Source organism: Vibrio aphrogenes, assembly GCF_002157735.2.
GTDB lineage: Bacteria > Pseudomonadota > Gammaproteobacteria > Enterobacterales > Vibrionaceae > Vibrio > Vibrio aphrogenes.
On sequence record NZ_AP018689.1, the window covers coordinates 687,140 to 712,646 of the forward strand.

A 25,507-nucleotide genomic window follows, 5' to 3' on the forward strand; every position below is an offset into this window, starting at 1 on the left:
AGAAGTGAAACGGTCGCGCCTCGAGTTACGCACCTCAATTCCAACACCCATCCACGCTTATCCCATTCTTTTCTGCTGAACCAACAGAGCCCGCATTCATACTTAGCCTGCCACATTTATCTTTTGTTTGGCCCAGTTTCGCCTGTGGGACGGCTTTAATAATGTAAAGATTAATGCCGCTTGCTCCAGACGTGATGGATAATTTGTAGCGGTCAGTGTCATTTTGACAGCCCACAGAGGCATCACAGTCACCAGTTGAGTTATCGATAATGGTGTAGTCATAACTGCCAGTTTGCGTTCGATGTTGCTCTAATTTCATTTGAACTTTCATCATATCGCTCATGACGGCTGAGCGGTGACTTTTTAAAACATGAGCTTGGTAGCTAGGATAGGCGATGGCGCTTAACACGCCAATGGTGGTAATGACGATCAATAATTCGATCAATGTCATTCCCATGTGTTTAGTGATTAATTTGTTGCATTGATTTATTCGAATCATTTCCATTACTTCCACTTAGAGACTTATGCCATTTTTGTTAAGTGCTAGCATCGGCGCAAGATGAAAAATCAGAATGTAACTAGTTACAAAGGATTTTGGGGAATGGCTCGAGGGTTTACATTAATTGAAATGCTGATTGCTGTGGTTGTTTTGAGCATTTTATTGGCGGTTGCCGTGCCATCGTTTAGTGGGATGAGTGAACAGGCCAAAATGCAGCGATTGGCTGAAGAGCTGCAAGGTTTCTTTGTTCAAAGCAAATCAGAAGCGGTATTACGCAATCAGACTGTTTATCTTCATTTTGTGCAAGTAGGAGCCCCTGATAGTGGTGAGTGGGGGTTGGCGACTCGACTCACAAGTACCCCGGTAGCCTCACTTTCTTCGGCACAAACTGACGCACTGATGTATCTAGATGGACAGCCATTTAAATATGTAACGATGAATTTTCCAAAGGCGAATAACTCTAGCTTACTGTCAAAATTAGAGTTTGAACCAGTGAACGGAAAGCCGAATCAATCTTCTAGTTTATCTTTTTTTATCGATAATCATAAAAGGCTCAAATTAGTGTTTAGCAATATTACTGGGCGTATTCGAATTTGTGGTAAAGACGGAGCATTTTATGGTTTTCCGCCCTGTAAGTAACCTACGTAGTCGTCAATTAGGGGTCTCATTAATTGAAATGCTGGTGGCTTCTACAATCAGTATTGTGGTGATGATTGCCGTTGGCAGTATTTTTCTGTCAGGGCAGCAATTAGCGACGGAACGAATGCAACGTTTATTGGTGATTCAAGGCATTAATGAAGCGCTACGTTATATCAAAGAAGATGCTCAACGAGCAGGGTTTAATGGCTCTGAAGGGGCTTCGTTAATGTTATCTGGTGCATTTAATGTGATAAGTACTTCTCACTCAAGTTTAGCCTATACCTATAAAAAACCAGATGGCGACTACACTCAAGTCACGTTTTTATTGGATGATGCAAAGTTGAAATTATGTGTCAATACGGAGGTTGTTCCTATAGTGAATGCTTGTACTCCAGCCCTGTCGCTCTTGGATCAACATAGATTAAGAGTGGATTCATTTGTGGTTTCGGAAACGCCTTTAGGAGGCTCGGTCAGTTCGGCTTTGATCAACTTATCATTAACGGCCTCTCTTAATGATGGGACGCATACTCAAACCTTAAGTACTCAAATTAAGCAAAGGAACTGGAACTAATGTTATCTCGAGGGCGTTATTTAAAGGCTTATGCTCATCAACAAGGGGCAGCCATGTTATTGGTGGTGGTGATGCTTTTGTCTGGAGCCTTAGTCCTTTCACTTGTGAGCTATAAAGGTGTCTTTTTTCAAAGTAAGCGAGTACAAAATGAAATTGCCGCTCGCCAACTACATTGGAAAGCGGAGGGGCGCTTGGAATGTGCCTTGGCGACAGTTATCGATGTGTCCTCAACCGAACCTCATTTAGTGTCATACACAGAGTGTGATGATGCGAATAAAATTCACATTACCAGGCAAGGTTTCTCGAACCTTTACAGCGTTGAGTCTGTCGAAAATGGTTATCGAATCGCGAAAGTGTTAAGAGTCCCAACGGTGGGGGCTATGGGGGCACTATCAGCAAGTTCTGATATTTATTTTGTGGGTTCTTATGACTTTCATCCTCAACCATTAGAAAAAATGCCTAATGGTGAATATTCCTGTGTCAGTGTGACTTATTCTAATAATTTGTATTTAGCGCCAGCGTCTTCGAGTGCTGCAAGTACATTGAATACGAAGATTCCAACCAGTCAAGAAGCCTTTGTTAATGGCGTCAAGTGTAAAGCGCCTGAATATACAACCTCTATTTCTAGTTTAACGACCATTTCATTGCAGAGCGAAAATGATGGATTAGATCAATCTGGGGACGCTTTAGCGAGTGAGGCTCTGTTTTTTTCAGATTACTCCTACCAACTCAACTTTGACCCATTTCAGGAATTATTTGGAGTACCAAAATCCCAATTATCGGTAATTAAAGATCGCTTTAAATCGATCTCTGGTGGTTTATGTTCTACTTATTTGAATGGTGTACCAGGGCGAGACCCCGTTAATTGTGCTTGTGATAAAAAAATTGCTCAAGAAATTGAAAGTGGCGAAAAGTTGATTTGGGTAAACGGTGACTGCGATATAGGGAATGGAAGCAAAATTTATACTGCTGATCAGGGACAAGGCCAAAAAGGGACGATTGTTGTGGTGCAAAATGGCATTTTATCGTCAACGGGAAGTATGCCTTTTAATGGTGTTTTGTATCAATTATATACGTTGCCGCTTTCACCAAGTTTAAACCATTGGGAGAATTTCACCGGAAGCCTATTTGTCAAAAATGTGTATGACGATATTGCGGTTGTACCTGTGATGTATTTAACCGGTTCGTATGTACCCGATGGGTTGATGGTGATTGATGCACCGGGTCAACTGGCTGTTTTTCATGGTAGCGTGAGCTTTTCCTATGATAAATCCAAAATCGAAAATCCACTTGGTCAATTATTAAAGCCGACATGGCTAAAAGGATCATGGAATGATTTCTAAACAACGAGGCTTTAGCTTGATTGAAGTTTTGATCACATTTGTGATTTTAATTGTCGGGATCATGGGGTTGGTGAAACTGCAAACCTATATGGAAAGACAAGCGGATTACGCTGAACATAGTATTAAGGCTCTTCATCTTGCAGAAGCCCAGCTTGAGTATTTTCGAAGTCGTTCTATCAGTGGAGCCAATGGGACTATCGTTTTTAATTCCATCTCTGATGGGCAAAGTGTTTCAGGCCCATATATTACAGAGTGGAAAATCACAAACTCTCTGAATGATAAACTTAAGGTTATTGATATTGAAACTGGTTGGAAAAACCGTTGGAATGAACGTCAATCGGTAGCCTTAAGAACGATGATTTCGCAATATAATGAATTTGATAATTGAAGGAATGATTGCGTAGGATAACGGACTGCTAGCGACTCTGTATTTCGCTATAAATCAGGTATAATTTAAAGTTCCGTTTATTATGAGTTCTCTGCAATGTCTTTATCTACCCCTGAATCAGCGCCTATTTTTACTGAACAAGACCAACAATTTATGCGGCGTGCTATTGAGTTAGCTGCTGTTGCTGAAACGCATGGCGAGGTTCCAGTTGGAGCGGTGTTGGTAAAAGGTGATGAGATTATTGCAGAAGGTTGGAATGCCTCAATTAGCCATCATGATGCCACGGCCCATGCTGAAATCACCACGTTGCGAAAAGCGGGGCAAAAATTACAAAACTATCGTTTATTAGAGACCACGTTATACGTGACGTTAGAGCCTTGCCCTATGTGTGCTGGTGCGCTTTTACACAGCCGTGTTGGTCGAATTGTGTTTGGTGCTTATGATTTGAAAGCGGGGGCGGCTGGAACAGTGCTTGATTTATTTAAGAGTGAGGCCGCTTATCATCACGCACGTGTTGAAGGGGGCTTGCTTGAAGAAGAATGCCGACACCAATTACAGGCTTTTTTTAAGCGTAGACGCAAAGAAATTAAAGAAGCGCGAAAAGCCAAAGATTAGTTTCGAATGAGGTATTTATCGGCAAACAAGTCAGTAAGGATGTTTGCCGATGGTCGGGATTATGTCTTACACTTCTGACCAGAATACGTAAGAACGGTGACGCCATAACACTTGTTTTTTATTATTTGCGAGCATGCGTTTTCTGCGCGTAGAGCTCGCTTTATTGCGAACGATTCTGTTCAATGGTTTCTTTTTAGAGAACATTCTTATGCCTCCTTCTTAGTTTGCAATGTTTGTTGTTTTGTTTATATCTTCTCTGTTTATATCGTCTTTTTGTGACATATCCATGACAGTTTTAGCACAGTTTATTTTTTCCAGCTAACCCTTTTTTCGGTAAATAAACCATTTATTTTTGACATAAAAAAAGTGAGATCCAAGATCTCACTTTTTCATTTATTCACTTGCCATTTGATTTATTTACTTATCAATTTTATTGATGAGAGGTCTCTTCTAAAGACAGAGACTCATTATCTTGCTCTAGCGACAAAGCTGCACTTTCTGCTTGTAAATCAATCATGGGACTAATCACTTGGAAATCGTCATCTTGAGCTGAGCCATCTTGATTCGGTTGTGTTTCCGCTTCATAACCTATGATGGTTTGATAATAGCGACGTATATTTTCAACATAATTTTTGGCTTCATCACCTCGGGCAAATCCATAGCGGGTGTATTTGTAATAGCCTGGAATGCGCAGTTTAGGTAAGCGTTCTTTAACGTCCGTCCATGAATCAGGGTTGCCACCTTCGTGTTGGGTAATGCGTCTTGCATCCATAACATGGCCATAACCCACGTTGTAAGAAGCGAGAGCAAACCAGATTTTTTCATGATCTGGAATAGAATCCGGGATTCGTTCGACCATGCGGCGTAAATACTCAACCCCACCATAAACCGATTTATCGGGGTTTAAGCGGTTCGTCACTCCAACCATTTTCGCGGTAGATTGCGTTAACATCATCATGCCTCTTACGCCTGTTGGTGATTTGGCATAAGGGTTCCAATGAGACTCTTGATAAGATAAAGCCGCAATTAAACGCCAATCAAATTCTTTCGAATACTTTTGAAATAAGTGTTTATATTTAGGTAGCTTAGAGTCAAGTGAGCGAATAAAAGCACGGGTATCAACATAATCAAAGCTTTGAATGTGGCCAAAGTATTTTTCTTCCAAACTGGCCAGTTGACCGGATTGATTAAAGCTGCCAAAGAACTCGACCATTAAGGCGTAAAGTGAGTCATCATCACTTTTTCTGATAAACCAAGATACCGGTTGGTCTTCGGTTAATTCAAACGCTAGGGCTAAATTGGGATGTAACCGTTGGGTGATAGACAGGGACACTGAGTCAACGACCGTAAAGCCTAGCTTACCTTCTGAAACATCCTTTAGAAGATCGGTGTTGTCTTCTGTCGCACTGGTTTTCCATTTTAAATCAGGATGAATTTTACTGAGTTGTTGCAGGGTGTAGTCATATTGAGAACCTTTAACTACGGTCAATTCGGCCCCTTTATCAATCAATTGCTGTAGGTTTCTTGGACGCCACGTTCCCTTCTTATAGATAACTTGTTGGCTAATATAATAATAAGCCGGGCCCGCGTTATAGCGTTTTAAGCGTGACGGAGTATGGCTTAAACCAGCAGCCACAATATCAACTTCTTGATTGTCTAGAGCAGGAAGTAAGCCTGTTAAATGATAAGCCGGCTTGATTTCTAATTTTACCCCAAGTTCATCTGCAAACTGTTTCGCTAATTCATATTCCAGACCTGTAGGGCCTTCCGGTCCTATAAAATAAGACAGTTGGTTGTTGAGTGTTCCAACACGTAGAACACCACGTTCTTGGATCTTCTCCAAATCGGTCATTGATTGAGTATCTGGTTGACAGGCGGTGAGGAAAGTAACCACAAAAGCCATAAAAACCAGTCGCTTACATTTAAAATGAGAGTAAAGAGTGCTCAAAAGGAAATCTCATAAAGCCATTAGAAGCTACTTTATACCAAATGGCGTCGATATCAGCAAAATTCACAGCAATAATTGTGGCGAATGTAGGGAGCGGGAAGAGGGGTTAATAGGTAATAACTGGCCTTTTTAGGTTAGCTATTTTTGATAAAAAGACGGGAATCAAAAAAATTGCGCAAACGGTTGCTTTTTGAGTTACGTCTCACAGAAAATTGCTCTATAATACGCCGCAAAGGTTGAAGGTTGATGTTAATTTGCTATAGAGGTGAAATTGAAATCTGTTGCTTAGTGAGGTTGTAAGAGGCACTTATGAATGGATTTCAATATCACTTTTCTTTTTAAAAACAACTGCTAAAGAGACCTAAGCACATGAGAATTTTGCGTGGTTCACCCGCTTTATCCGAGTTTCGTGTCAATAAGCTTTTAGAGCTTTGTCGTGAATTGAATCTACCTGTGTCTGGCATCTATGCTGAATTTACGCATTTTGCAGACCTCACTTCTGAGCTGAATCCGCAAGAGCTTTCTAAGCTTGAAAAGCTACTGACTTACGGCCCAACCATCGAGGATCATGAACCTCAAGGGTTACTTCTTCTTACTACACCTCGTCCCGGCACCATCTCTCCTTGGTCGTCAAAAGCAACCGACATTGCTCACAACTGTGGCTTAAAGCAAATTAAACGACTTGAACGCGGTACGGCCTATTATGTTGAATCTTCGGTTGATCTATCTGAATTGCAACTTATTGAGTTAAAAGCCTTATTACACGATCGCATGATGGAAGTAGTCTTTAGCGATTTCGAACAAGCCGAGGCTTTATTCAAAGTGGCAGAGCCAGCACCATTAACTGAGGTTGATTTGCTTTCAGGTGGCCGTGCTGCGTTAGAAGAGGCGAACATTACGCTTGGCCTTGCGTTAGCTGAAGAAGAAATTGAATACCTAGTTGAAAGCTTTACGCAAAAGCTGAAACGTAATCCGACTGATATTGAATTGATGATGTTTGCTCAAGCGAACTCTGAACACTGCCGTCACAAAATCTTTAATGCGGATTGGACGATTGATGGTGTGGCGCAAGAAAAATCATTGTTCAAAATGATTAAAAACACCTTTGAAGTGACGCCGGATCACGTGTTGTCTGCTTATAAAGATAACGCAGCGGTCATGACAGGCTCTACCGTTGGTCGTTTCTTCCCTGATCCTAAAACACGTCAATATGGTTACCATCAAGAACAAGCTCATATCTTGATGAAAGTAGAGACTCATAACCACCCAACCGCTATTTCTCCTTGGCCGGGCGCTTCTACTGGTTCTGGTGGTGAAATTCGTGATGAAGGCGCAACCGGTATTGGTGGTAAGCCAAAAGCAGGTTTAGTCGGCTTCTCGGTATCTAACCTTAAAATTCCAAACTTCGTACAGCCTTGGGAAACCGATTTTGGTAAACCAAGCCGTATCGTCACTGCGCTAGATATCATGCTAGAAGGCCCATTAGGGGGCGCGGCATTTAACAATGAATTCGGTCGTCCTAACTTATTGGGTTACTTCCGTACTTATGAAGAGAAAGTCAATTCTCATAACGGTGAAGAAATTCGTGGTTACCACAAGCCAATCATGCTGGCTGGTGGTATGGGCAATATCCGTGATGAACACGTTCAGAAGAAAGAAATTCCTGTTGGCGCAAGCTTAATTGTTTTAGGTGGCCCAGCAATGAACATCGGTCTTGGTGGCGGTGCAGCATCTTCTATGGCGTCAGGTCAATCGGCGGAAGATCTCGATTTTGCTTCTGTTCAACGCGAGAACCCAGAAATGGAACGTCGTTGCCAAGAAGTGATCGACCGTTGTTGGCAGTTAGGGGATGCAAACCCAATCGCCTTTATTCATGATGTGGGCGCGGGCGGTATTTCTAACGCCTTACCTGAGTTGGTGGATGATGGCGAACGTGGCGGCATTTTCCAGTTGCGTGATGTGCCGAACGATGAGCCTGGAATGAGCCCATTAGAAATTTGGTGTAACGAATCTCAAGAGCGCTACGTAATGGCGGTTGCACCAGAAAATATGGAAACGTTTGATGCGATTTGTCAGCGTGAACGTGCCCCTTATGCTGTGGTTGGTGTGGCAACCGAAGAGCGTGAATTGAAATTAGAAGATTCACATTTCGACAATACACCAATCGATATGCCGATGGATGTTCTTTTAGGTAAAACGCCTAAGATGCACCGTGATGCCAAAACGCTAAAAGCTAATAATCTAGCCATTGATCGCAGTGGTATTGAGCTTAATGAAGCAGTAGACCGCGTACTACGCCTTCCAACGGTGGCAGAGAAAACTTTCCTTATCACTATTGGTGACCGTACAGTGACGGGGCTTGTGGCTCGCGATCAAATGGTCGGTCCTTGGCAGGTTCCTGTAGCCAACTGCGCTGTGACCGCTGCAAGTTATGATTCTTATCATGGTGAAGCGATGTCTCTGGGTGAGCGTACGCCAGTAGCATTACTTGATTTTGGCGCATCAGCACGTTTAGCGGTGGGTGAATCCATCACTAACATTGCGGCGACGGATATTGGTGATATTAAACACATTAAATTGTCGGCGAACTGGATGTCTCCAGCCGGTCACCCGGGTGAAGATGCCGGTCTGTATGAAGCGGTAAAAGCGGTCGGTGAAGAGCTTTGTCCTGCATTAGGTCTAACTATCCCTGTGGGTAAAGACTCTATGTCGATGAAGACTAAATGGCAGCAAGATGGTGAAGAGCGTGAAGTGACGTCTCCATTGTCATTGGTGATCACGGCGTTTGCACGCGTTGAAGATGTACGTAAAACCGTTACACCTCAACTGCAAATCAACAAAGGTGATACTAGCCTGATCTTAGTTGATTTAGGTAATGGTAAAAACCGCATGGGCGCGACGGCGCTGGCGCAAGTTTACAAACAACTGGGTGATAAACCTGCCGATGTTGATAACGCCGAGCAGTTAAAAGGCTTTTATACTGGCATGCAGTCTTTGGTTCGTGACAACAAGCTTCTGGCTTACCACGATAAAGGTGATGGTGGTTTATTTGTTACTCTTGCTGAAATGGCGTTTGCTGGTCACTGTGGTGTGAAAGCAAATATTGCTGCTTTAGGTGAAGATAGCTTAGCCGCATTATTCAATGAAGAATTAGGTGCGGTAATTCAGGTTCGCAATGACGATCTTGACGTCGTTCAAGCTGTGTTAGCTGAAAATGGCTTAGCATCTTGCTCACACGTGATTGGCGCTGTTGATGCATCTGATTCTATTGTGATCACTTCTGGTAACACGGTTGTCCTTGAGCGCAATCGCACTGAACTTCGCACTATTTGGGCAGAAACAACCCATAAGATGCAAGCATTGCGTGATAACTCTGCGTGTGCCGACCAAGAATTTGCTGCTAAAGCAGACAACAGCGATCCGGGGTTAAACGTTAAACTCAGCTTTGATATCAACGAAGATATTGCCGCGCCTTATATTGCCTCCGCTATGATAAATAAGGGCGCTAAACCCAAAATGGCGATTTTGCGTGAACAAGGGGTTAACTCTCACGTTGAAATGGCGGCAGCGTTTGACCGTGCAGGCTTTGATGCGACAGACATTCACATGAGTGACATCTTAACTGGCCAAGCGGCATTAGAAGAATACCAAGGCTTAGTCGCTTGTGGTGGCTTCTCTTACGGTGACGTATTAGGTGCTGGTGAAGGTTGGGCGAAATCGATTTTGTTCAACGATAATGCACGTGAGCAATTCATGGCCTTCTTTGAACGCCAAGAAACGATTGCTTTGGGCGTGTGTAATGGTTGTCAAATGCTATCGAATCTACGCGATTTAATTCCTGGAGCTGATTTATGGCCACGTTTTGTGCGCAATGAATCTGAGCGTTTTGAAGCTCGCTTTAGCTTAGTGGAAGTGCAGGAGTCAAAATCAGCCTTCTTTAATGGAATGGCGGGCTCTCGTATGCCTATCGCGGTTTCTCATGGTGAAGGGCGTGTTGAAGTGCGTGATAATACACATCTACAAGCGATTGAAGATTCTGGTACGGTGACACTACGTTATGTGGATAATATGGGTAACCCAACTCAGCAATATCCGAATAACCCGAATGGCTCACCTAATGCGATTACCGGTTTAACGACTACTGATGGTCGTGTGAGTATTATGATGCCGCACCCTGAGCGTGTGTTTAGAACGGTTGCGAACTCATGGCATCCCGAGGACTGGAATGAAGACAGCCCATGGATGCGTATGTTCCGTAACGCACGTAAGCATATAGGTTAATCGATTTTCGTAGCTTGAGCGCTTCGCTTCTCGTTACTTGAAAAAGCTAAGCAAGCATAAGACGGTCACTTCGGTGGCCGTTTTTTCATATTGTCATAAAATTAATAAAGCCCTGACATTGTGAGTACTTAATTCTTACAAAGGCAGCATAAACTATAGTAAACACCCGTTTTAACACAATCTAGGAAGGCAACCATGAAGACAATCATCCCCTCTCAATGGTTGAGACATGTTATTCCAGTCATGCTCCCTGCTGCTTGCACCGTTTTTTCACAACCATCTTTAGCAGCATGGCATTTGGACCCTAAACTCTCTCAAGTACATTTTATTACAGTAAAAAATTCAACTATCGCTGAGGTGAATCAGTTTAAGACGATTACGGGGATCATTAATGACCAAGGCGCAGCCGTAGTGGATATTGATTTAGCGAGTGTTGATACTAAAGTTGATATCCGCGATCAAAGAATAAAAGAGAAGCTGTTTAATGTGTTGCATTATCCTGAAGCCAGTTTAAGTGCTCAAATTGATATGAAGCCATTACAACAAATGAAACTCGGGGAGCAAAAAATCGTACCATTGAATGCAGTGTTGTCTTTACATGACCAGCAACAAAGTATTCAAACTCACGTTTCGGTTGTCGCTATAGAAGATGGATCATTTTCCATCAATACACTTGAACCTATTTTAATTAACGCAGATTTATTTGGGATGTCTGATGGCATTAAAGCATTGCAAAATATCGCTAATTTAGAGGTTATTTCACCAATAATTCCAGTGACTGCGCAGTTTGTTTTTCAAGCAGAATAAATAGCGGTAACAAAATTACATCTTTTTATCGGAAATTATGCTGTAATACGCGCCTAATTTATTCCTATGCCAGAGCGAATGTTTCCTTATTTGGGGTAGGAATGGTCAAAGTATCATGAGTAAAAAATACAATTATCAATTAGTAGAAAAACGTAATGGTTGGGCGGCTGAAATTATCCGTCAAATTACTTCACGTAGAACATTAGTTTCTAAGCGTCAGCTTGGTTTTGCGACGGAAGCCGAAGCGAAAGAATGGGCTGAAAAAGAATTGATTGAATTTCAAAAGATTCAAGCTGAGCGTAATAAACGCCGTTCTGCGAAATAATCGCAACTCAAAATAGAGTACAGGCAATGGAAACGATCACTGCAAAGTGATCGTTTTTTTATTGTAGGTTCAATGAAATATACGCGAGTTTGATTGGCGCAGTTTGAGCAATAGCTTGGAATCATTTGTTCAATCAAGCGCTTGTGTAACCCAGCTCTGAACCTGAGCAAAAGGGTAGTGTTCGAGCTTGCCATAACCGTCCATTTTTGATGCTTTTAATTGGCTGCTTAACGGAGTAGCGATGCCGCATAAGAAGCGTGTTTGAGCCTCGATGGTTAAAGTCCAAGATAGAGATTTTTCGCTATCTTTAAAGGCTTGTTGATAAGGTTTTAACCATGACCTTACCGAGTCTAAAGCAACGTCATCAAGAAAGGGAATTGGCAATTTCGCAATCTTGCCACGGCACACGCTACAATGTCCGCAAGTATTTGGAACATCATGATCTAAAAAGTAACTGGCTAGCTTGGAACTCAAGCAGGACGGGCTTTCGAATAAATCAATGAGTGTTTGGATTCGGTTTAGATCACCATGTTCTTTTTGCTTAAATAGCTGCGCTAATTGTTGAGCGACGACTTGATGATCGTGAGCTTTGGATTGGTCATTAAGCACTTGGTAAACGTCGGTGATTTGCTTGCTTTCTAATTCGATTAAACCTTGTTCATGGAAATAATCAAGCGCGGCGATCACACGTTTACGGTCGGCATGATAGCCCATCCATAAGGCATCAAAATCTACACTGCGCCATGTTTTAGCGATTTTTGAGCAACTAAAAATCGCTTGGATAAACTGGTGACGCTCAGCGTGTTGGCCTGCAGCGGGAAAGCGCGCCAAGATCTCTGCTTCAGAGGCAATATGTTTGAAGCGATATTCAGCGTAATAACTGTACTTGGCTTGAATGATGTGTTGTAACTCTAGGTACACTAATAATGTTTTTAATGGCAATTGGCGAATATTGGTATCACGAGATAAGCGAGTGAGCATGACTTCCCATAATCCGGAAGCGCTTTGCTGTTCAAAAATCGATTCCAATAAGTAATGGATGGACTGCGAGTCGGGAGTATCACCATAAACAAAGTTTTCTAAGACATTGAGTCCGGATTTATTGGCGAGTACCGTACAATAAGACGGTTTACCATCTCGTCCAGCACGACCAATTTCTTGTGAGTAGTTTTCTATCGATTTAGGCAGATCGTAATGCACCACTCGGCGAATATCCGCTTTATCAATACCCATACCAAAAGCAATGGTCGCTACAATACAAGGGACCTCCCCTTGCATGAATTGCTGTTGAATACGTTGACGCAATTCTGATTCAAGTCCAGCATGATAAGCCAACGCATTGAGTCCGTGTTGTTGTAAATATTGGGCTACTTGCTCAGCAGTATGCTGTAACGTGACATAGACAATGGTGGGTAAGCTAGGCTGTTTACATAATAAATCGACTAAAGCTTGTGGTTTATCTGGTTCTTCACACGGTAAGACCGATAAATCGAGGTTGGAGCGATAAAAACCAGTAACCGTAATGTTATCTTGGTTGATATTAAATTTTTGGCTCATGTCTTGAATGACAGCTGGTGTTGCCGTTGCCGTTAATAACAATACCTGCGGAATATTCAAACTTTGGCAGTAGAAAGGGAGCTTGAGATAATCAGGACGGAAATTATGCCCCCACTCTGAAATACAGTGCGCTTCATCTACAACAAGCATTGAAATAGGGACTTGTGAAATAAACTGACGAAAACGTTCATTTTTCAGCCTTTCTACAGAGATCATCAAGACTTTAATGTCACCATTTCGAACTTGTTGCATCGTTCGGTTAGTGGTTTCTTTGTCCTGGCTAGAATCGATAGAGGCTGCGGCAATACCTTTACTGTGTAAAAATTCTAATTGATCTTTCATCAGCGCCAGTAAAGGAGAGATTACTAGGGTTAAATTTGGCAAAATGAGCGCTGGTAATTGATAACACAATGACTTTCCTGAACCGGTTGGAAAAATTGCCGCAGCAGAATGACCAGCAAGAATGGCCTCAATAACTTTTTGTTGCCCACCTCTTAAATGAGTAAAGCCAAAGTACTCTTGTAAGGTTTGCTGAATCTGCTCCATAACACCCACGTATCGTCAATTAATTCAAAATAAGATAATTCAATATGAGAAAGTATCTTAGCCTGTTAGCGGCATGAATGAAAAAGGAACTTGCAGGATTCTATGAATAAAGAAATGTTGCACCAAGTGATCACAAAAGCTTTGATTCGTCTTCATGATGTCGCTCATCAAGCGACTCAAACGGCAATTAAGACTGCAACGGATAAAGAAAATATTCCTGAGCATAAATATGACACATTAAGTTTAGAAGCCGCTTACTTAGCGCATGGGCAGGCACAAAGAGTCGAGCAATGTTTGCAAGATATCCGAAGTTTTAAAGCTTTAATACCGCAAACTTATAGCCAAGATGATGAGATTGGTTTAGGCGCCTTAGTTGAGCTGTATGATGTTCAACAGGAATGCTCTAAATGGTTTTTTATCAGCCCAGTTGCAGGGGGCTTAAATGTAGAATTTAATCATAAAACCATTCACTTAATTACCTTAGCTTCGCCGCTTGGTCAAAGTATGAACAAAAAATACGTTGATGACGATTTTGTGTTAAAAGTTGGTGAAAATAGCAAGAATTATGAAGTGATTAGATTGTTTTAATTGAAATGCTGAATGATTTCACTTATTACTGACGTTACATTCGTTTATCTTGCTATGGTTAATGTTAGGACATTTACCTGCGACGAAGACTTTACTCATCTCTAATGGGACGCTTTAAATGAAAAAAACATGGTTGGCTACAGTATTAACCTTGTCGTCGATGACGGCGATGGCTCAAACACCTAAGTGTGATATTAATATTCAGAATGAATTGCGTTTAAAAGACAATGTGGTATCGGTTTATCAACAAGGCAAACCGAAAGTTGTGATTGATCAAAACAATCAAATTTTTATTAATGGCGATAAGTTAGACTTGAACCAATTGCAGCAACAAGCGGTTAAAACTTATCGTGAAAAAGTCAGTACTTACATACCGAAAGCCAAAGAGATTGCCGATCAAGGTGTCGAGCTTGCTAATGAAGTGATCGATGATGTCAGTAATTCATTCCAAGACCCTAACTCGTTTAATAATTTAAAACAGGCCATGAATGATTTTTATGCTGATATTGAGTCTCGCTACTACAACAATGGTGAGTGGGTATTGAAAAAGGATGCCATCAACCAAGCAATATCGAATTGGAAATCGGATTCAGCTGCCGCCATGCAGCGTTTCAATGGCGAATTTTTCTCCAGTGCCTTTGCTGTTTTATCAAAACAAATGCAACAAGACGGCAGCGTTAATTTAAGCGAGCTACAAAATAAGCTCATTGATTTAAAAGCGAATGTGCAAAGTAAATTAGAAACAAATTCTGCTGAGTTACAAAAAGAAGCCAATACCTATTGTGAAAACTTACAAGGTTTAGCAAAAGATGAAGCTGAACTTCGCCAACAAATTCCTGAATTAAAAGGATATGAAGTTTTTGTGATTTAGAAAATAGAAATGAATTTAACTGGATTGCTGTGACTAAGAGACAGATCTCATTAGATCTGAGTATTATGAAACCTAGGTGTTATAAAAATAAAGCCTGATGAAATTCAGTTTATAATTTGTTTTGTTATTTGAATAAATACCAGTTAACGTAAATTAACTGGTATTTTTTTGTTCACAATTCAATATACGGAACTTTACCTTTCAAGGAGTGATAATGAGGATTAGACAGGCTTTGCTGCTATTTATGATAGCTAGCCCTTTAGCTAAGGTTTATGCGCAAGAGACTGGCCAATGGCAAGAAGGCGTCTCAGGTACCGCGATGTTTTTAGTCGGGGTCACTCAATCAAATTCACAAGCAGATTCAGGCAGCGAGACCATTACTTCTTTGGAGGATAAAGGCAAAAGAGAATCGAAAGGCTTTGTTTTCCCCGTCGCCAGCAGCCATTTAAGTTACACTTTTTCAGGAGGCGATAATCAACTTTTTATTGGTACGAGTAATTCCGATATTGCACTTGGGCGGCCACATATACAAATAGGCTATGGGCAATATATCGATCAAGTAGGGGTTGTGAAGTTATCTTATATTCCTGGAATCATTGGGAGTAAAACTTGGCAAGATCCTTTTTTAGTCGGTGCCAAACGTCAAGAAACCGATCAAACCATCGAAGGGGTGAGGCTGCAATACTCAGAGATCTTTGATACCGGGTTAGGTATGGAGATCTCCGCTGGCAAAAATAAACTTGATGATGAGTTGAGTGCAAGCCAATATAGCTCTCAAATCCAGTCACAACTCAATAGAGAAGGCGATCTGTACTACGGTGAACTCTATTATTTGACGCCAGTAACGCGTTCAACTTTGCTACGCAGTTCATTTTCTTATTTACGTAATCAGGCAAACGGAGAGGCTGTGTCTTCTAATGCTTATACCGGGCAAATTGCTTTGTTTCAGCGGTATCAGCAATCAACCTTGACCTTGAGCTTAAAGTATCAATACGCAAAATTTGATGAGATTCACCCACTTTTTAACTTAACTCAAGAAGATGACGCTATCGGGGTTGTGGCGACCTATACTTATAATGATATTTTTGATTGGAAAGGTGTGGGCGTCGGACTGCTTGCGGGTTATCGAGAGCAGCTATCAAATATTGATTTTTATGAATATGAAAGCTGGATTTTAGGCGCTGGGCTCCGTTATGTGTTTTAATTAGCATTGAAACAACGAATGGATTGACACCGAGGAGTTGGTGTCAATTTTAATTATGGAAGCTCACTTCGAGGAGGGAGCTTATTGTTTTACATTAACCCATTTAATGATTAGTTGAATAAGCGATGCTGGGCAGGCTTATCGAAACTGTTTGGCTTCGGTCAAGTAATCAAACCCAGCGGCAGAAAGTTTTGTAATTAATGCATCTTTGTTTATATCAAAGGCTTTGACTAGATTATCAAGATCCCCGTATTCATCGCGTAATTTCATATTAACGATGCTCATAAGCATGATAGGATCCATTTTTTCAAAGTTAGCTAAATCCATAACGACTCCTATTATTTAAGACGTATCTATTTTTAAAACGTATTTTGGTTAATCTTCAAAATCAGAAATCAATAAATTGGCGGCTGCAAATGCTGCTTTTTCTCGGGTTGGCATAGGAAGTGATTGATCGGCAGCAATATCATTTAAGGTCTTAACCACACAGGTAATCGCTTGTGGGATGTAGCCTTGGTCGCCGCTACCAATTTGTGCATAAAGTTCACGTACCAACTCACAACAATCATATACTTTCATTTCATTCCTGCTCTTTATCTCAGGTGATTATTTTAAAATAAGGACTTAATACCATTTGTACTAATTATCTTTTCATCTTTGAAGGTTACAAGGCCTGATAACAGCGTAATTAGTGTGATTGGTATAATAATGAAAAAAGAAAGGCGAACCTAAGCTCGCCTTTGTGTTTTATTTCATTTGAGACTGAATGTGCTCAATGATGTTGTCCATGGCGATGGCTACTTTGTCACCGTTGCGACGGTTTTTATATTCAAAGTTACCTTCGTCCATGCTGCGATCGCCAATCACAACCGTGTGCGGAATACCGATAAGTTCGATATCTTTAAACATTACCCCTGGACGTTCTTTACGATCATCAAATAGTACTTCGATGCCAGCGGCGGTCAGTTCAGCGTACAGTTTTTCTGCTGCTTCTTTCACACGCTCAGATTTGTGCATATTCATTGGCACGATTGCTACTTGGAATGGGGCAATCGCATCTGGCCAGATAATGCCTGATTCATCGTTATTTTGTTCAATTGCTGCCGCAACAACACGAGAAACACCGATACCGTAACAACCCATTTCAAGAGTAACGCTCTTACCATCTGGGCCAAGCACGTTACAGTTCATTTTCTCTGAGTAGTTGGTGCCCAATTGGAAGATGTGACCGACTTCGATACCACGTTTTAGCATCAATGTGCCTTTACCACATGGGCTAGGATCGCCTTCCACGACGTTACGTAAGTCTTCTACTTGACCAAGTGCAACATCACGACCCCAGTTGATGCCAAAGTAGTGTTTACCATCAACGTTAGCACCTGCACCAAAGTCACTCATAACCGCGACGCTGCGATCCACGATAAACGGTAGTTCAAGACCCACAGGACCAAGAGAGCCAGGCCCTGCACCAATGAGAGCGCGAATTTCATCTTCGTTCGCCATTTCTAACGGAGCGGCAACTTGTGGTAATTTCTCTGCTTTGATTTCATTTAGCTCGTGATCACCACGGATGATAAGAGCCACGATTGGCGCATCCACTTCATCAGAGGCTTTAACAAATAGCGTCTTAACGGTTTTTTCAATCGCTAGGCCATGTTGCTCAACTAATTCTGCAATGGTTTTTGCGTTTGGCGTATCAACCAAGGTCATTTCTTGAGTTGGAGCATCCGCAGCTTGTTTCAGTTCAATCGCTTCCGCTTTTTCGATGTTAGCGGCGTAATCTGATTCAGTTGAGAAGGCAATTAAATCTTCACCGCTTTCAGCTAATACGTGGAATTCATGAGAACCGTTACCACCGATAGCGCCAGTGTCAGCTAATACTGGACGGTAGTCTAAGCCCATGCGATCAAATGCTTTACAGTAAGCGGCGTGCATTGATTCGTAAGATTTTTCTAAACCGGCTTTATCAATATCAAAGCTGTATGCATCCATCATGCAAAATTCACGAGCACGCATAACACCAAAACGAGGGCGACGCTCATCGCGGAATTTAGTTTGGATTTGGTATAGGTTCAATGGCAGTTGTTTGTAAGAACTGACTTCGTTACGAACTAGGCTCGTGATCACTTCTTCGGCTGTTGGGCTTAAGACAAATGGACGAGAGTGACGGTCAGTTAGGCGAAGTAATTCAGGGCCCATTTTTTCAGAGCGACCCGTTTCTTCCCATAACTCAAACGGTTGAACCACGGGCATTAACGTTTCTACAGCACCTGCGTTGTCGATTTCTTGACGAACAATATTTTCGACTTTACGGAACACACGTAAACCTGTCGGCAACCAAGTGTAAAGGCCTGACGCAAGTTTACGGATCATACCTGCACGTAGCATCAGCTGGTGGCTGATCACTTCGGCATCGTTTGGCGTTTCTTTTAAGGTAGAAACAAGGTAGTTGCTGGTGCGCATTTTTGTACCCGCTTTTCTGTATAGTAGTTAATTGAATCTGTTGTCATGCTTTTGAATAAAGCGACAATATAGCCCGTAATAATAGCAGTACCGACAAGATCTCAAAAGCGTTCTATTGAGGTTACATGGATGAAATTGCGATTAAATGGGGTTATTTGATTGGCGCTATCATCCACAACGGTAAATTTAACGTTCAAGTCGAATAAATGAACGGCGTATTCTTTGCTATCAGGTTTGTTTTTTTTATAAGCCGGACGAGGGTCTTGTCCCAGTACTTGTTCAATGACCGCTTGAATCATGCTGTGTTCAGGCAGCTCTTTTAAGGTTAACTGAGCATGGGTTGAAAAGATGACCGGTAAATTGTCAGGTGCCGCTTCTGCAAAACCACCGCTGGCGTCAGGAATTGAGTCAGAGTAGGGGATATAGGGTTTGATATCGATGATAGGGGTTCCATCCACCAAATCAACACTTCCCAGTTCGAGCCAAGTTTGATTGCCTTGTTGTGTGATCCCTTTCAATTCCACCGCCGACATGCCAATGCCATTAGGACGGAAAGTGGCGCGAGAAGCAAAGACCCCAATTCGTTCATTGCCACCTAAGCGCGGTGGTCGCACCGTCGGTTTCCAACCCGCCGATAAATTTTGATCAAACAAAAAGAGCAGCCAAATATGGCTAAATTGCTCAAGACCACGTACCGATTCTGGCGAATTGGCCTCACCTAATAACTCAATACGAGCTGTGGCACTGGGAGCAAGCCTCGGCTGTCTTGGTACGGCAAATTTTTCTTTGTAAGGGGAATGGATTTTACCAATAGGTTGAATAACAAATGACATGATGATTTTACTGATGATGACGTTATCCACATCATACCTCTATTCAAGGAGTTGAGAAACTCTTCAACCACAAGGTGCTTTATGAGTACGATTAAAATTGATAACAAATCTCATTACTGATAAATTAATTGTTATGTTATAACATATCTTTGAGGTTGGTATGAAAAAAGGCATTCACCCGGAATACCGTACAGTGGTATTTCATGACACCAGTGTTGATGAATATTTTTTGATAGGGTCAACACTACAAACCAAGCAGACGATCGAATGGAAAGATGGCAAGACGTATCCGTACTTTACGATTGAAGTATCTTCTCTCTCCCATTCTTTCTATACCGGTAAGCAGATGGTGATTCAAAAAGAAGGTCGCGTAGCAAACTTTAATCGCCGCTTTGCTCAATTTTCAACAGGGGATAAATAAATGAAAGTATTAAAATCACTGAAAAGTGCGAAAAATCGCCATCCCGATTGTCAAGTCGTCAAAAGGAAAGGAAGGCTTTATGTGATCTGTAAAGCGAATCCAAGATTTAAAGCTGTGCAAAAATAAAGCGTGATAGAAATGAGTACCTGATTTAGGACGGGTCAGGGGTATAAATAAGGGTGGAATACAGTTCCACCCTTGTTATTTCTACACTTTTTCAGTGATAAGAATGGAAGCTTACCAGCCTTTTACTACGCTGCCGTTAAACAGCTTCATGGCTTCTTGGTAAACTGCATCAGATTGGTAGGCTTTAACAAAGTTCTGTACGTTTTCGTCGTTGGCATTGTCTTCACGGGCTACGATTAGGTTAACGTATGGAGATTCTTTGCTTTCAACAAAGACGCCATTTTGCTCAACAGTTAAGCCATTTTGAGCGGCAAAGGTGTTATTGATGATCGCAATCGCCACGTCTTGTAACGCATTCGGAAGTTGTGGGGCTTCTAACTCAACAAAATCCAATTTCTTCGGGTTTTCAACGATATCAAGTGGTGTTGCTTCAAGACCTGCGTCTTTTGCTAACTTAATTAACCCTTGTTGTTCAAGCAACAGTAGGGCACGGCCTTCATTGGTTGGATCGTTTGGAATCGCGATGCTGTCGCCTTTTTTCAACTCATCAAGAGATTTGATTTTCTTGGAGTAACCTGCAATTGGATAAACAAACGTATTGCCGACAGGCTTTAGTTTATAACCACGGTCTTTAATTTGCTTATCAAGATACGGCAAGTGTTGAAAAGCATTTAAATCAATAGAACCATCGTCCAAAGCGGCGTTAGGAATAATGTAATCAGAGAAAATGGTTAATTTAACGTCAAGGTTATATTTTTCTTTGGCAACTTGCGCGGCAACTTCGGCAACTTGCGCTTCAGGGCCAGCGATCACGCCGACGTTGATGGTGTTCTCTGCCGCATTCGCTGCACCAGTGAGCAGTAAGGATGTGGCAACGGCGGCGGCACTAATCAGGCTTTTCAATTTCATATACTAATCTCCATGTATAAATGCTTTGTAAATATTCCCAGAGTATTGACTGCGGCGGTTTTGTTGATGAAGTCCATTTCTCCCAATCGTATGCAGGTATTCTGCTTATGAGGTCATTTACTTATCGTCTTACAGCCACGTCAATGACTTGGGTATAGTGTTGGTTTTTTATATTTAACGATGATCCACTCGGCTGGCAATTCGGTCGCCCACCATTTGAATGATTTGTACCACGATCACTAAGAGTACGACAGTGATAAACATAATATCGGGTTGATAACGTTGATAACCATAACGCATCGCTACGTCACCTAGGCCACCGCCGCCGACAGTACCGGCCATGGCTGAGTAGCTGACCAGTGTCACTAAAGTGATGGTAATAGTATTAACAATCGAAGGCAGTGCTTCTGGTAGCAAAACTTTAGCGATAATTTGCATTGGGCTGGCTCCCATTGATTGTGCTGCTTCAATTAAGCCACTCGGCACTTCAACTAAAGCGCTTTCAACTAAGCGAGCAATAAATGGAATTGCGCCAACAGTAAGAGGCACGATGGCGGCGGTTGTGCCAATGAATTTGCCAATTAATAAGGTCGTAAAGGGAATGATAGCGACCATTAAGACTAAAAAGGGAACGGAACGACCAATGTTAACAATGGCACCTAATACGGTATTCACGATTCGGTTTTCTAACAAACCATGTTTTTTGGTCACGTGTAAAACCACGCCCATAGGTATACCAATAATAAAGCCGATGAGTCCCGCAACACCGACCATATACAAGGTTTCCCATGTTGCGCCCCAAATTAAACGGAAGGTGCGATGATCGTAATACCAATCCATGATGTGATCATAAAACATAGCCAAGTACCTCGACTTTAATATTGTGTTCTTTTAGGAAAGTGAGTGATTGAGTCACGGGTTCTTGGTCGCCAAAAAATTCTGCCACCATTAATCCGAAGCGTACGCCCCCGGCATAATCGATATCGGCACTTAAAATACTAACATCGACATTAAATTGGCGAGATAGCTGGCTCACCGCCGGAATATCAATAGAATCACCAGTAAACTCTAAGCGGACTAATGGCACTGAGCCTTCGACTTGGTTGGCTTGTAGGCGCGCTTTGTAATCTTCAGGAATAGATAAATCGAGGGTTGAGCGAATAAATTCTTGTGCCAATTCGGTTTTCGGGTGAGCGAAAATATCACTGACTAATCCTTGTTCCACTAAGCGGCCACCACCAATAATGGCAACTTTGTCACAGATATTTTTCACCACATCCATTTCATGAGTAATGATCAATATGGTCAGATTAAGCTGCTTATTAATGGTTTTGAGTAGCTCTAAAATAGATTTAGTGGTTGCTGGGTCGAGCGCGCTGGTGGCTTCATCACAAAGTAGCACTTTAGGCTCAGAGGCCAGTGCACGAGCAATCGCAACACGTTGTTTTTGTCCACCACTTAAATTAGCAGGGTAGGTGTCACGTTTGTCAGCTAGACCAACTAAGGCGAGCAGTTTGGTTACACGCTGATCGATTTGAGATTTATTGACCTTCGCCAGCTCTAAGGGAAGTGCCACATTATCAAAAACGGTTCGAGAAGACAGGAGGTTAAAGTGTTGGAAGATCATGCCGATATTACGGCGAGCCTGACTTAATTCGCTGGCAGAAAGTTGAGTAAGATCGAGTCCATCGACTAAGACAGAACCAGACGTGGGCGCTTCAAGCATATTCACGCAGCGGATTAGGGTACTTTTACCCGCCCCTGATGAGCCGATCACGCCAAAGATTTCCCCTTGAGGAATATGAAGATTAATGTCAATTAAGGCAGGGATTGTTTTACTGCCTTGATAAAACACTTTATTGACTTGATTAATTTCAATCATTTAACAACCTGACTGGGTAATACATTCCATGTTCCCAAGTGCCTCTATATATAACATAAAGGTCTAAATAAAGCTCCCAAAGGGCAAGGCAAACAAGTTTTAGATTGCGTGAACTTGAAAAGAGATCAAAGCGTGATACATATTTCAATTCACTTACTTAAACGTATTTTATTCTTGCTGAAACTCGCTCCTTGAGGTGACTTGGGGTCTCATTTTATTTTCAATAAAGCATTGGCTTAGTAAAACGCATATGCCTTGTGAAAACATATATTGATTTAGTGAAAATACGCATTGATATTGCGATTTAGTAGATGATGCTATGGTTTTCGCTTTCTCAAGTCAATAGGTATTTTTACGTCTAGACGTCTAAATGGAATTAATTATTAAGCGAGGTTAATGAAATGAAGAGGCAACCATTTGGGTTATCGAGCGAATTATCGGTGTAATTGATTAGAATAGAGGAGAGAAAGCTTAGGCTCTGAGGAATCTTAATGAACAACTAAGCAAAGCGTGCGATAATTGGCGTTGGAACTACTCAGATCCAGTGGATATTTGTTTGAGCTTAAAGAGAGAGAGTGATTTTGTCTAAACCAGCCGTTTTTATCGATCGTGATGGCGTTATTAATGTCGATCATGGTTATGTCAGCAACGTGGATGATTTTGAATATATTGACGGTGTATTTGAAGCGACCAAAGCACTCAAAGATTTAGGCTACTTATTGGTTCTGGTCACTAATCAATCGGGTATTGCTCGTGGCTATTACACTGAGAAACAGTTTTTAACGCTCACTGAATGGATGGATTGGAATTTTGTCGATAAAGGTGTGGAGTTTGATGGTCTTTATTATTGTCCTCATCACCCAGAAGGCTCAGTGACAAAATACGCGCAGGTGTGCGATTGTCGAAAACCTGCCGCGGGTATGTTTGTTTCTGCTCAAGAAGAATTAGATATCGATATGAGCAAGTCGGTCATGATCGGTGACAAAGCGGATGATATGCGAGCGGCGATGGCAGCCGGCGTGAACACGAAAATTTTAGTGCGCAGTGGCAAGACGGTAACGCAAGAGGCGGAGCAATTAGCCGATGTGGTCCTCGATAGCATCAATGATGCGCCTAAATACTTAGCTGAGCGTAAATAATACCGCTAATTAACCTCAACTGAAGATCTAGCCTATAGCGTTGATTTTAAAAATGTTAGACGTCCAAAGTGCGGTATTGAGTGGCTTTTAGTTATCCGCAACTGAGGTTAAATCAATAACATACTGTGTAATAGTTAAGGTCGCTGATGCGGCCTTTGTTATTTTTAAAGCAAATGCTACTTTTAAAGCAAATGCTACTTTTAAAGCAAATGCTATTTTTAGAGCAAACTCATCTTTACTGCTAACCGATTAAGACAAGCGCTAGCACATCTGGTTTATTCGCCTTACAATCAATTAAGTATCATTTTTACAGTGAGATAGATTGTAATATCAAGCGTACTCATTTATCTGATTATCCTTGCTTGTTAAAAAGTTCGATACGCAATTTTGGACCATCGAATGAGAGAGATTAGTATAAGATTACCCCCATTGACGTCACTGGGGCTGAAGGTGGGTGTCGCTGTTTCAGTGCCAGATGAGCTGACAAAAGGATGAGAGAGTTATGAACACAGGCTGGATTGGATGCTAGCGTATATTTTTAGGCGATTACTGTTAGTCATTCCGACTTTTATTGGTATCACATTACTCATTTTTACCTTAACACGGTTTGTTCCCGGTGGGCCGGTAGAGCGGATGTTGCTGAGTTTACAAATGCAGCAAGGCGATACTGCGGTTGCCACTAGCACGACACATGGTGGGAATAATGCCTTATCTGAAGACCAAATTGCCGAACTCAATGAATTTTATGGGTTAGATCAACCTATCCCGCAAGCCTACTGGCAATGGTTAACTAAGTTACTCCATTTAGATCTTGGTGAGTCGACCCGTTATTATGAGCCTGTCAGTGAGATGATTGCTGAGCGACTGCCGGTGTCCCTTTTTTATGGTGGCATGACCTTTCTCATTAGCTACCTTATCTCGATTCCTCTTGGTTATTTTAAAGCCTTACGCCATGGCAGTGTGTTAGATGCTGCCAGTTCCATCTTCATTTTTGTCGGTTTTGCGTTACCCGGTTATGTCATAGGGGTATTGCTGCTCAGTTTATTTAGTTTTCATTTGGAATGGTTTCCGATGGGCGGCTTTGTCAGCGATGACTTTGATTACTTCAGTTTTCCACAACAAATAAAAGATCTGTTATGGCATGCCGTGTTACCTCTGTTTTGTTATTTGATTGGCGATTTTGCGCTGCTCACCATGACCATGAAAAACAATTTAATGGAAAACTTGGCCGCCGATTATGTGCGTACGGCAATCGCTAAAGGGTTACCTTTTAAACAAGCGATCAAGCGCCATGCTCTGCGAAATAGTTTGATCCCAGTGGCCAGTTCATTTGGAAATTCGTTGATGTTTTTTATGACCGGTTCATTTTTGATTGAAGTGATTTTTAATATCAACGGTATTGGTCTATTAGGTTATGAATCCATTATGGAGCGTGATTATCCGGTGGTGATGGGGCTGTTTGCGATTAATGCGCTTATGCTGTTGATTGGCAATATTTTGTCGGATATCTGTGTGGCGATAGTCGATCCTCGGATTAAGTTTGGAGCTTAAG

At 41.8% G+C, this 25,507-nt stretch carries 26 protein-coding genes and 1 pseudogene; 16 read left to right on the plus strand and 11 right to left on the minus strand.

Annotated features, from left to right (window positions below):
* Positions 1 to 34: 34 nt before the first annotated feature.
* Positions 35 to 499 (minus strand): type IV pilin protein, encoded by a 465-nt coding sequence (locus tag VCA1004_RS03190; protein ID WP_086984619.1) that lies wholly within the window; start codon positions 497 to 499, stop codon positions 35 to 37.
* 60 nt (positions 500 to 559) lie between these two features.
* Between VCA1004_RS03190 and VCA1004_RS03195 the strand changes: the two genes are divergently transcribed.
* The 5 genes from VCA1004_RS03195 to tadA all read left to right on the plus strand — a co-directional run bounded on the left by VCA1004_RS03195 (position 560) and on the right by tadA (position 4,055).
* On the plus strand, positions 560 to 1,138 hold the full coding sequence (locus VCA1004_RS03195; protein ID WP_086982470.1) for a GspH/FimT family pseudopilin: 579 nt from the start codon (positions 560 to 562) through the stop codon (positions 1,136 to 1,138).
* Complete coding sequence (locus VCA1004_RS03200) at positions 1,116 to 1,709, plus strand: PilW family protein (protein WP_086982472.1); 594 nt, start codon at positions 1,116 to 1,118, stop codon at positions 1,707 to 1,709. The genes VCA1004_RS03195 and VCA1004_RS03200 overlap by 23 nt, the downstream gene beginning before the upstream one ends.
* Complete coding sequence (locus VCA1004_RS03205; protein WP_086982474.1) at positions 1,709 to 3,052, plus strand: hypothetical protein; 1,344 nt, start codon at positions 1,709 to 1,711, stop codon at positions 3,050 to 3,052. The genes VCA1004_RS03200 and VCA1004_RS03205 overlap by 1 nt, the downstream gene beginning before the upstream one ends.
* Positions 3,042 to 3,440, plus strand: coding sequence for a type IV pilus modification PilV family protein (locus VCA1004_RS03210; protein WP_086982476.1), 399 nt, complete (start codon positions 3,042 to 3,044; stop codon positions 3,438 to 3,440). The genes VCA1004_RS03205 and VCA1004_RS03210 overlap by 11 nt, the downstream gene beginning before the upstream one ends.
* Before the next feature lie 96 nt (positions 3,441 to 3,536).
* Positions 3,537 to 4,055: a tRNA adenosine(34) deaminase TadA gene (gene tadA, locus VCA1004_RS03215; protein WP_086982478.1), complete on the plus strand. Its 519-nt coding sequence runs from the start codon at positions 3,537 to 3,539 to the stop codon at positions 4,053 to 4,055.
* 66 nt (positions 4,056 to 4,121) lie between these two features.
* Here the strand turns inward: tadA and VCA1004_RS15170 are convergent, their stop codons facing one another.
* Together VCA1004_RS15170 and mltF are read right to left on the minus strand one after the other, a co-directional pair.
* Complete coding sequence (locus tag VCA1004_RS15170) at positions 4,122 to 4,259, minus strand: hypothetical protein (RefSeq protein WP_164520817.1); 138 nt, start codon at positions 4,257 to 4,259, stop codon at positions 4,122 to 4,124.
* A 226-nt stretch (positions 4,260 to 4,485) separates the two neighbouring features.
* Positions 4,486 to 5,958, minus strand: a complete 1,473-nt coding sequence (gene mltF, locus VCA1004_RS03220; RefSeq protein ID WP_232012617.1) for a membrane-bound lytic murein transglycosylase MltF — start codon at positions 5,956 to 5,958, stop codon at positions 4,486 to 4,488.
* A gap of 414 nt (positions 5,959 to 6,372) precedes the next feature.
* Here mltF and purL point away from each other — a divergent pair, with 414 nt between their 5' ends.
* The 3 genes from purL (at position 6,373) to VCA1004_RS03235 (ending at position 11,416) form a co-directional block, all read left to right on the plus strand.
* Positions 6,373 to 10,284: a phosphoribosylformylglycinamidine synthase gene (gene purL / locus VCA1004_RS03225; protein WP_086982482.1), complete on the plus strand. Its 3,912-nt coding sequence runs from the start codon at positions 6,373 to 6,375 to the stop codon at positions 10,282 to 10,284.
* Between the two features lie 195 nt (positions 10,285 to 10,479).
* The gene (locus VCA1004_RS03230; protein ID WP_086982484.1) at positions 10,480 to 11,091 is read left to right on the plus strand and encodes a YceI family protein; all 612 of its coding nucleotides are present in this window, start codon (positions 10,480 to 10,482) and stop codon (positions 11,089 to 11,091) included.
* A 115-nt stretch (positions 11,092 to 11,206) separates the two neighbouring features.
* Positions 11,207 to 11,416: a DUF3622 domain-containing protein gene (locus VCA1004_RS03235; protein WP_086982486.1), complete on the plus strand. Its 210-nt coding sequence runs from the start codon at positions 11,207 to 11,209 to the stop codon at positions 11,414 to 11,416.
* Positions 11,417 to 11,545: 129 nt separating this feature from the next.
* On the opposite strand, the gene VCA1004_RS03240 is transcribed toward VCA1004_RS03235, so the two are convergent.
* Entirely contained in the window at positions 11,546 to 13,519 is a 1,974-nt protein-coding gene (locus VCA1004_RS03240; RefSeq protein ID WP_086982488.1) for a RecQ family ATP-dependent DNA helicase, read from the minus strand.
* 102 nt (positions 13,520 to 13,621) lie between these two features.
* Between VCA1004_RS03240 and VCA1004_RS03245 the strand changes: the two genes are divergently transcribed.
* The 4 genes and pseudogenes from VCA1004_RS03245 to VCA1004_RS15350 form a co-directional block, all read left to right on the plus strand.
* Positions 13,622 to 14,107, plus strand: coding sequence for a GreA/GreB family elongation factor (locus VCA1004_RS03245; protein WP_086982491.1), 486 nt, complete (start codon positions 13,622 to 13,624; stop codon positions 14,105 to 14,107).
* A 118-nt stretch (positions 14,108 to 14,225) separates the two neighbouring features.
* Positions 14,226 to 14,978, plus strand: a complete 753-nt coding sequence (locus tag VCA1004_RS03250; protein ID WP_086982493.1) for a DUF2884 family protein — start codon at positions 14,226 to 14,228, stop codon at positions 14,976 to 14,978.
* 214 nt (positions 14,979 to 15,192) lie between these two features.
* The gene (locus VCA1004_RS03255) at positions 15,193 to 16,182 is read left to right on the plus strand and encodes a surface lipoprotein assembly modifier (protein WP_086982495.1); all 990 of its coding nucleotides are present in this window, start codon (positions 15,193 to 15,195) and stop codon (positions 16,180 to 16,182) included.
* A gap of 39 nt (positions 16,183 to 16,221) precedes the next feature.
* Positions 16,222 to 16,296, plus strand: a pseudogene (locus VCA1004_RS15350) (hypothetical protein); the annotation flags it as partial.
* Between the two features lie 24 nt (positions 16,297 to 16,320).
* Here VCA1004_RS15350 and VCA1004_RS03265 read toward each other — a convergent pair.
* From VCA1004_RS03265 to tsaA, 4 genes are all read right to left on the minus strand, one after another.
* A complete protein-coding gene (locus tag VCA1004_RS03265) occupies positions 16,321 to 16,509 on the minus strand; it encodes a DUF4250 domain-containing protein (protein ID WP_086982496.1) in 189 nt (62 codons plus the stop codon).
* Between the two features lie 48 nt (positions 16,510 to 16,557).
* The gene (locus tag VCA1004_RS03270) at positions 16,558 to 16,761 is read right to left on the minus strand and encodes a YaeP family protein (RefSeq protein ID WP_086982498.1); all 204 of its coding nucleotides are present in this window, start codon (positions 16,759 to 16,761) and stop codon (positions 16,558 to 16,560) included.
* A 168-nt stretch (positions 16,762 to 16,929) separates the two neighbouring features.
* Positions 16,930 to 18,645 (minus strand): proline--tRNA ligase, encoded by a 1,716-nt coding sequence (locus VCA1004_RS03275; RefSeq protein ID WP_086982500.1) that lies wholly within the window; start codon positions 18,643 to 18,645, stop codon positions 16,930 to 16,932.
* A 101-nt stretch (positions 18,646 to 18,746) separates the two neighbouring features.
* The gene (gene tsaA / locus VCA1004_RS03280; protein ID WP_164520862.1) at positions 18,747 to 19,478 is read right to left on the minus strand and encodes a tRNA (N6-threonylcarbamoyladenosine(37)-N6)-methyltransferase TrmO; all 732 of its coding nucleotides are present in this window, start codon (positions 19,476 to 19,478) and stop codon (positions 18,747 to 18,749) included.
* Positions 19,479 to 19,638: 160 nt separating this feature from the next.
* On the opposite strand from tsaA, the gene VCA1004_RS03285 reads away from it, so the two are divergent.
* Both VCA1004_RS03285 and ykgO read left to right on the plus strand, forming a co-directional pair.
* Positions 19,639 to 19,899 (plus strand): type B 50S ribosomal protein L31, encoded by a 261-nt coding sequence (locus VCA1004_RS03285; RefSeq protein WP_086982502.1) that lies wholly within the window; start codon positions 19,639 to 19,641, stop codon positions 19,897 to 19,899.
* A complete protein-coding gene (gene ykgO, locus VCA1004_RS03290) occupies positions 19,900 to 20,025 on the plus strand; it encodes a type B 50S ribosomal protein L36 (RefSeq protein WP_086982504.1) in 126 nt (41 codons plus the stop codon).
* A gap of 111 nt (positions 20,026 to 20,136) precedes the next feature.
* Here ykgO and metQ read toward each other — a convergent pair whose 3' ends face one another.
* The 3 genes from metQ to metN all read right to left on the minus strand — a co-directional run bounded on the left by metQ (position 20,137) and on the right by metN (position 22,816).
* Complete coding sequence (gene metQ / locus VCA1004_RS03295; RefSeq protein ID WP_086982506.1) at positions 20,137 to 20,934, minus strand: methionine ABC transporter substrate-binding lipoprotein MetQ; 798 nt, start codon at positions 20,932 to 20,934, stop codon at positions 20,137 to 20,139.
* Positions 20,935 to 21,108: 174 nt separating this feature from the next.
* Positions 21,109 to 21,792 (minus strand): methionine ABC transporter permease, encoded by a 684-nt coding sequence (locus tag VCA1004_RS03300; RefSeq protein WP_086982508.1) that lies wholly within the window; start codon positions 21,790 to 21,792, stop codon positions 21,109 to 21,111.
* The gene (metN, locus tag VCA1004_RS03305; RefSeq protein WP_086982510.1) at positions 21,782 to 22,816 is read right to left on the minus strand and encodes a methionine ABC transporter ATP-binding protein MetN; all 1,035 of its coding nucleotides are present in this window, start codon (positions 22,814 to 22,816) and stop codon (positions 21,782 to 21,784) included. The genes VCA1004_RS03300 and metN overlap by 11 nt, the downstream gene beginning before the upstream one ends.
* A 581-nt stretch (positions 22,817 to 23,397) precedes the next feature.
* On the opposite strand from metN, the gene gmhB reads away from it, so the two are divergent.
* Positions 23,398 to 23,955, plus strand: a complete 558-nt coding sequence (gene gmhB, locus VCA1004_RS03310) for a D-glycero-beta-D-manno-heptose 1,7-bisphosphate 7-phosphatase (protein ID WP_086984621.1) — start codon at positions 23,398 to 23,400, stop codon at positions 23,953 to 23,955.
* Between the two features lie 522 nt (positions 23,956 to 24,477).
* The gene (locus VCA1004_RS03315; RefSeq protein WP_086982512.1) at positions 24,478 to 25,506 is read left to right on the plus strand and encodes an ABC transporter permease subunit; all 1,029 of its coding nucleotides are present in this window, start codon (positions 24,478 to 24,480) and stop codon (positions 25,504 to 25,506) included.
* Position 25,507 lies beyond the last annotated feature (1 nt).

Excerpts from the sequence above, each read along its gene's own strand:
- VCA1004_RS03265 (WP_086982496.1), bottom strand. The coding sequence starts at position 16,509 with ATGGATTTAGCTAACTTTGAAAAAATGGATCCTATCATGCTTATGAGC.
- VCA1004_RS03190 (WP_086984619.1), bottom strand. The coding sequence starts at position 499 with ATGATTCGAATAAATCAATGCAACAAATTAATCACTAAACACATGGGA.
- VCA1004_RS03300 (WP_086982508.1), bottom strand. The coding sequence starts at position 21,792 with ATGTTTTATGATCACATCATGGATTGGTATTACGATCATCGCACCTTC.
- VCA1004_RS15170 (WP_164520817.1), bottom strand. The coding sequence starts at position 4,259 with ATGTTCTCTAAAAAGAAACCATTGAACAGAATCGTTCGCAATAAAGCG.
- VCA1004_RS03315 (WP_086982512.1), top strand. The coding sequence starts at position 24,478 with ATGCTAGCGTATATTTTTAGGCGATTACTGTTAGTCATTCCGACTTTT.
- metQ (WP_086982506.1), bottom strand. The coding sequence starts at position 20,934 with ATGAAATTGAAAAGCCTGATTAGTGCCGCCGCCGTTGCCACATCCTTA.
- VCA1004_RS03245 (WP_086982491.1), top strand. The coding sequence starts at position 13,622 with ATGAATAAAGAAATGTTGCACCAAGTGATCACAAAAGCTTTGATTCGT.
- purL (WP_086982482.1), top strand. The coding sequence starts at position 6,373 with ATGAGAATTTTGCGTGGTTCACCCGCTTTATCCGAGTTTCGTGTCAAT.
- VCA1004_RS03200 (WP_086982472.1), top strand. The coding sequence starts at position 1,116 with ATGGTTTTCCGCCCTGTAAGTAACCTACGTAGTCGTCAATTAGGGGTC.
- tadA (WP_086982478.1), top strand. The coding sequence starts at position 3,537 with ATGTCTTTATCTACCCCTGAATCAGCGCCTATTTTTACTGAACAAGAC.
- tsaA (WP_164520862.1), bottom strand. The coding sequence starts at position 19,478 with ATGTCATTTGTTATTCAACCTATTGGTAAAATCCATTCCCCTTACAAA.
- VCA1004_RS03210 (WP_086982476.1), top strand. The coding sequence starts at position 3,042 with ATGATTTCTAAACAACGAGGCTTTAGCTTGATTGAAGTTTTGATCACA.
- VCA1004_RS03275 (WP_086982500.1), bottom strand. The coding sequence starts at position 18,645 with ATGCGCACCAGCAACTACCTTGTTTCTACCTTAAAAGAAACGCCAAAC.
- VCA1004_RS03205 (WP_086982474.1), top strand. The coding sequence starts at position 1,709 with ATGTTATCTCGAGGGCGTTATTTAAAGGCTTATGCTCATCAACAAGGG.
- VCA1004_RS03230 (WP_086982484.1), top strand. The coding sequence starts at position 10,480 with ATGAAGACAATCATCCCCTCTCAATGGTTGAGACATGTTATTCCAGTC.
- ykgO (WP_086982504.1), top strand. The coding sequence starts at position 19,900 with ATGAAAGTATTAAAATCACTGAAAAGTGCGAAAAATCGCCATCCCGAT.
- VCA1004_RS03235 (WP_086982486.1), top strand. The coding sequence starts at position 11,207 with ATGAGTAAAAAATACAATTATCAATTAGTAGAAAAACGTAATGGTTGG.
- VCA1004_RS03285 (WP_086982502.1), top strand. The coding sequence starts at position 19,639 with ATGAAAAAAGGCATTCACCCGGAATACCGTACAGTGGTATTTCATGAC.
- metN (WP_086982510.1), bottom strand. The coding sequence starts at position 22,816 with ATGATTGAAATTAATCAAGTCAATAAAGTGTTTTATCAAGGCAGTAAA.
- VCA1004_RS03250 (WP_086982493.1), top strand. The coding sequence starts at position 14,226 with ATGAAAAAAACATGGTTGGCTACAGTATTAACCTTGTCGTCGATGACG.
- VCA1004_RS03270 (WP_086982498.1), bottom strand. The coding sequence starts at position 16,761 with ATGAAAGTATATGATTGTTGTGAGTTGGTACGTGAACTTTATGCACAA.
- VCA1004_RS03240 (WP_086982488.1), bottom strand. The coding sequence starts at position 13,519 with ATGGAGCAGATTCAGCAAACCTTACAAGAGTACTTTGGCTTTACTCAT.
- VCA1004_RS03255 (WP_086982495.1), top strand. The coding sequence starts at position 15,193 with ATGAGGATTAGACAGGCTTTGCTGCTATTTATGATAGCTAGCCCTTTA.
- mltF (WP_232012617.1), bottom strand. The coding sequence starts at position 5,958 with ATGGCTTTTGTGGTTACTTTCCTCACCGCCTGTCAACCAGATACTCAA.
- VCA1004_RS03195 (WP_086982470.1), top strand. The coding sequence starts at position 560 with ATGAAAAATCAGAATGTAACTAGTTACAAAGGATTTTGGGGAATGGCT.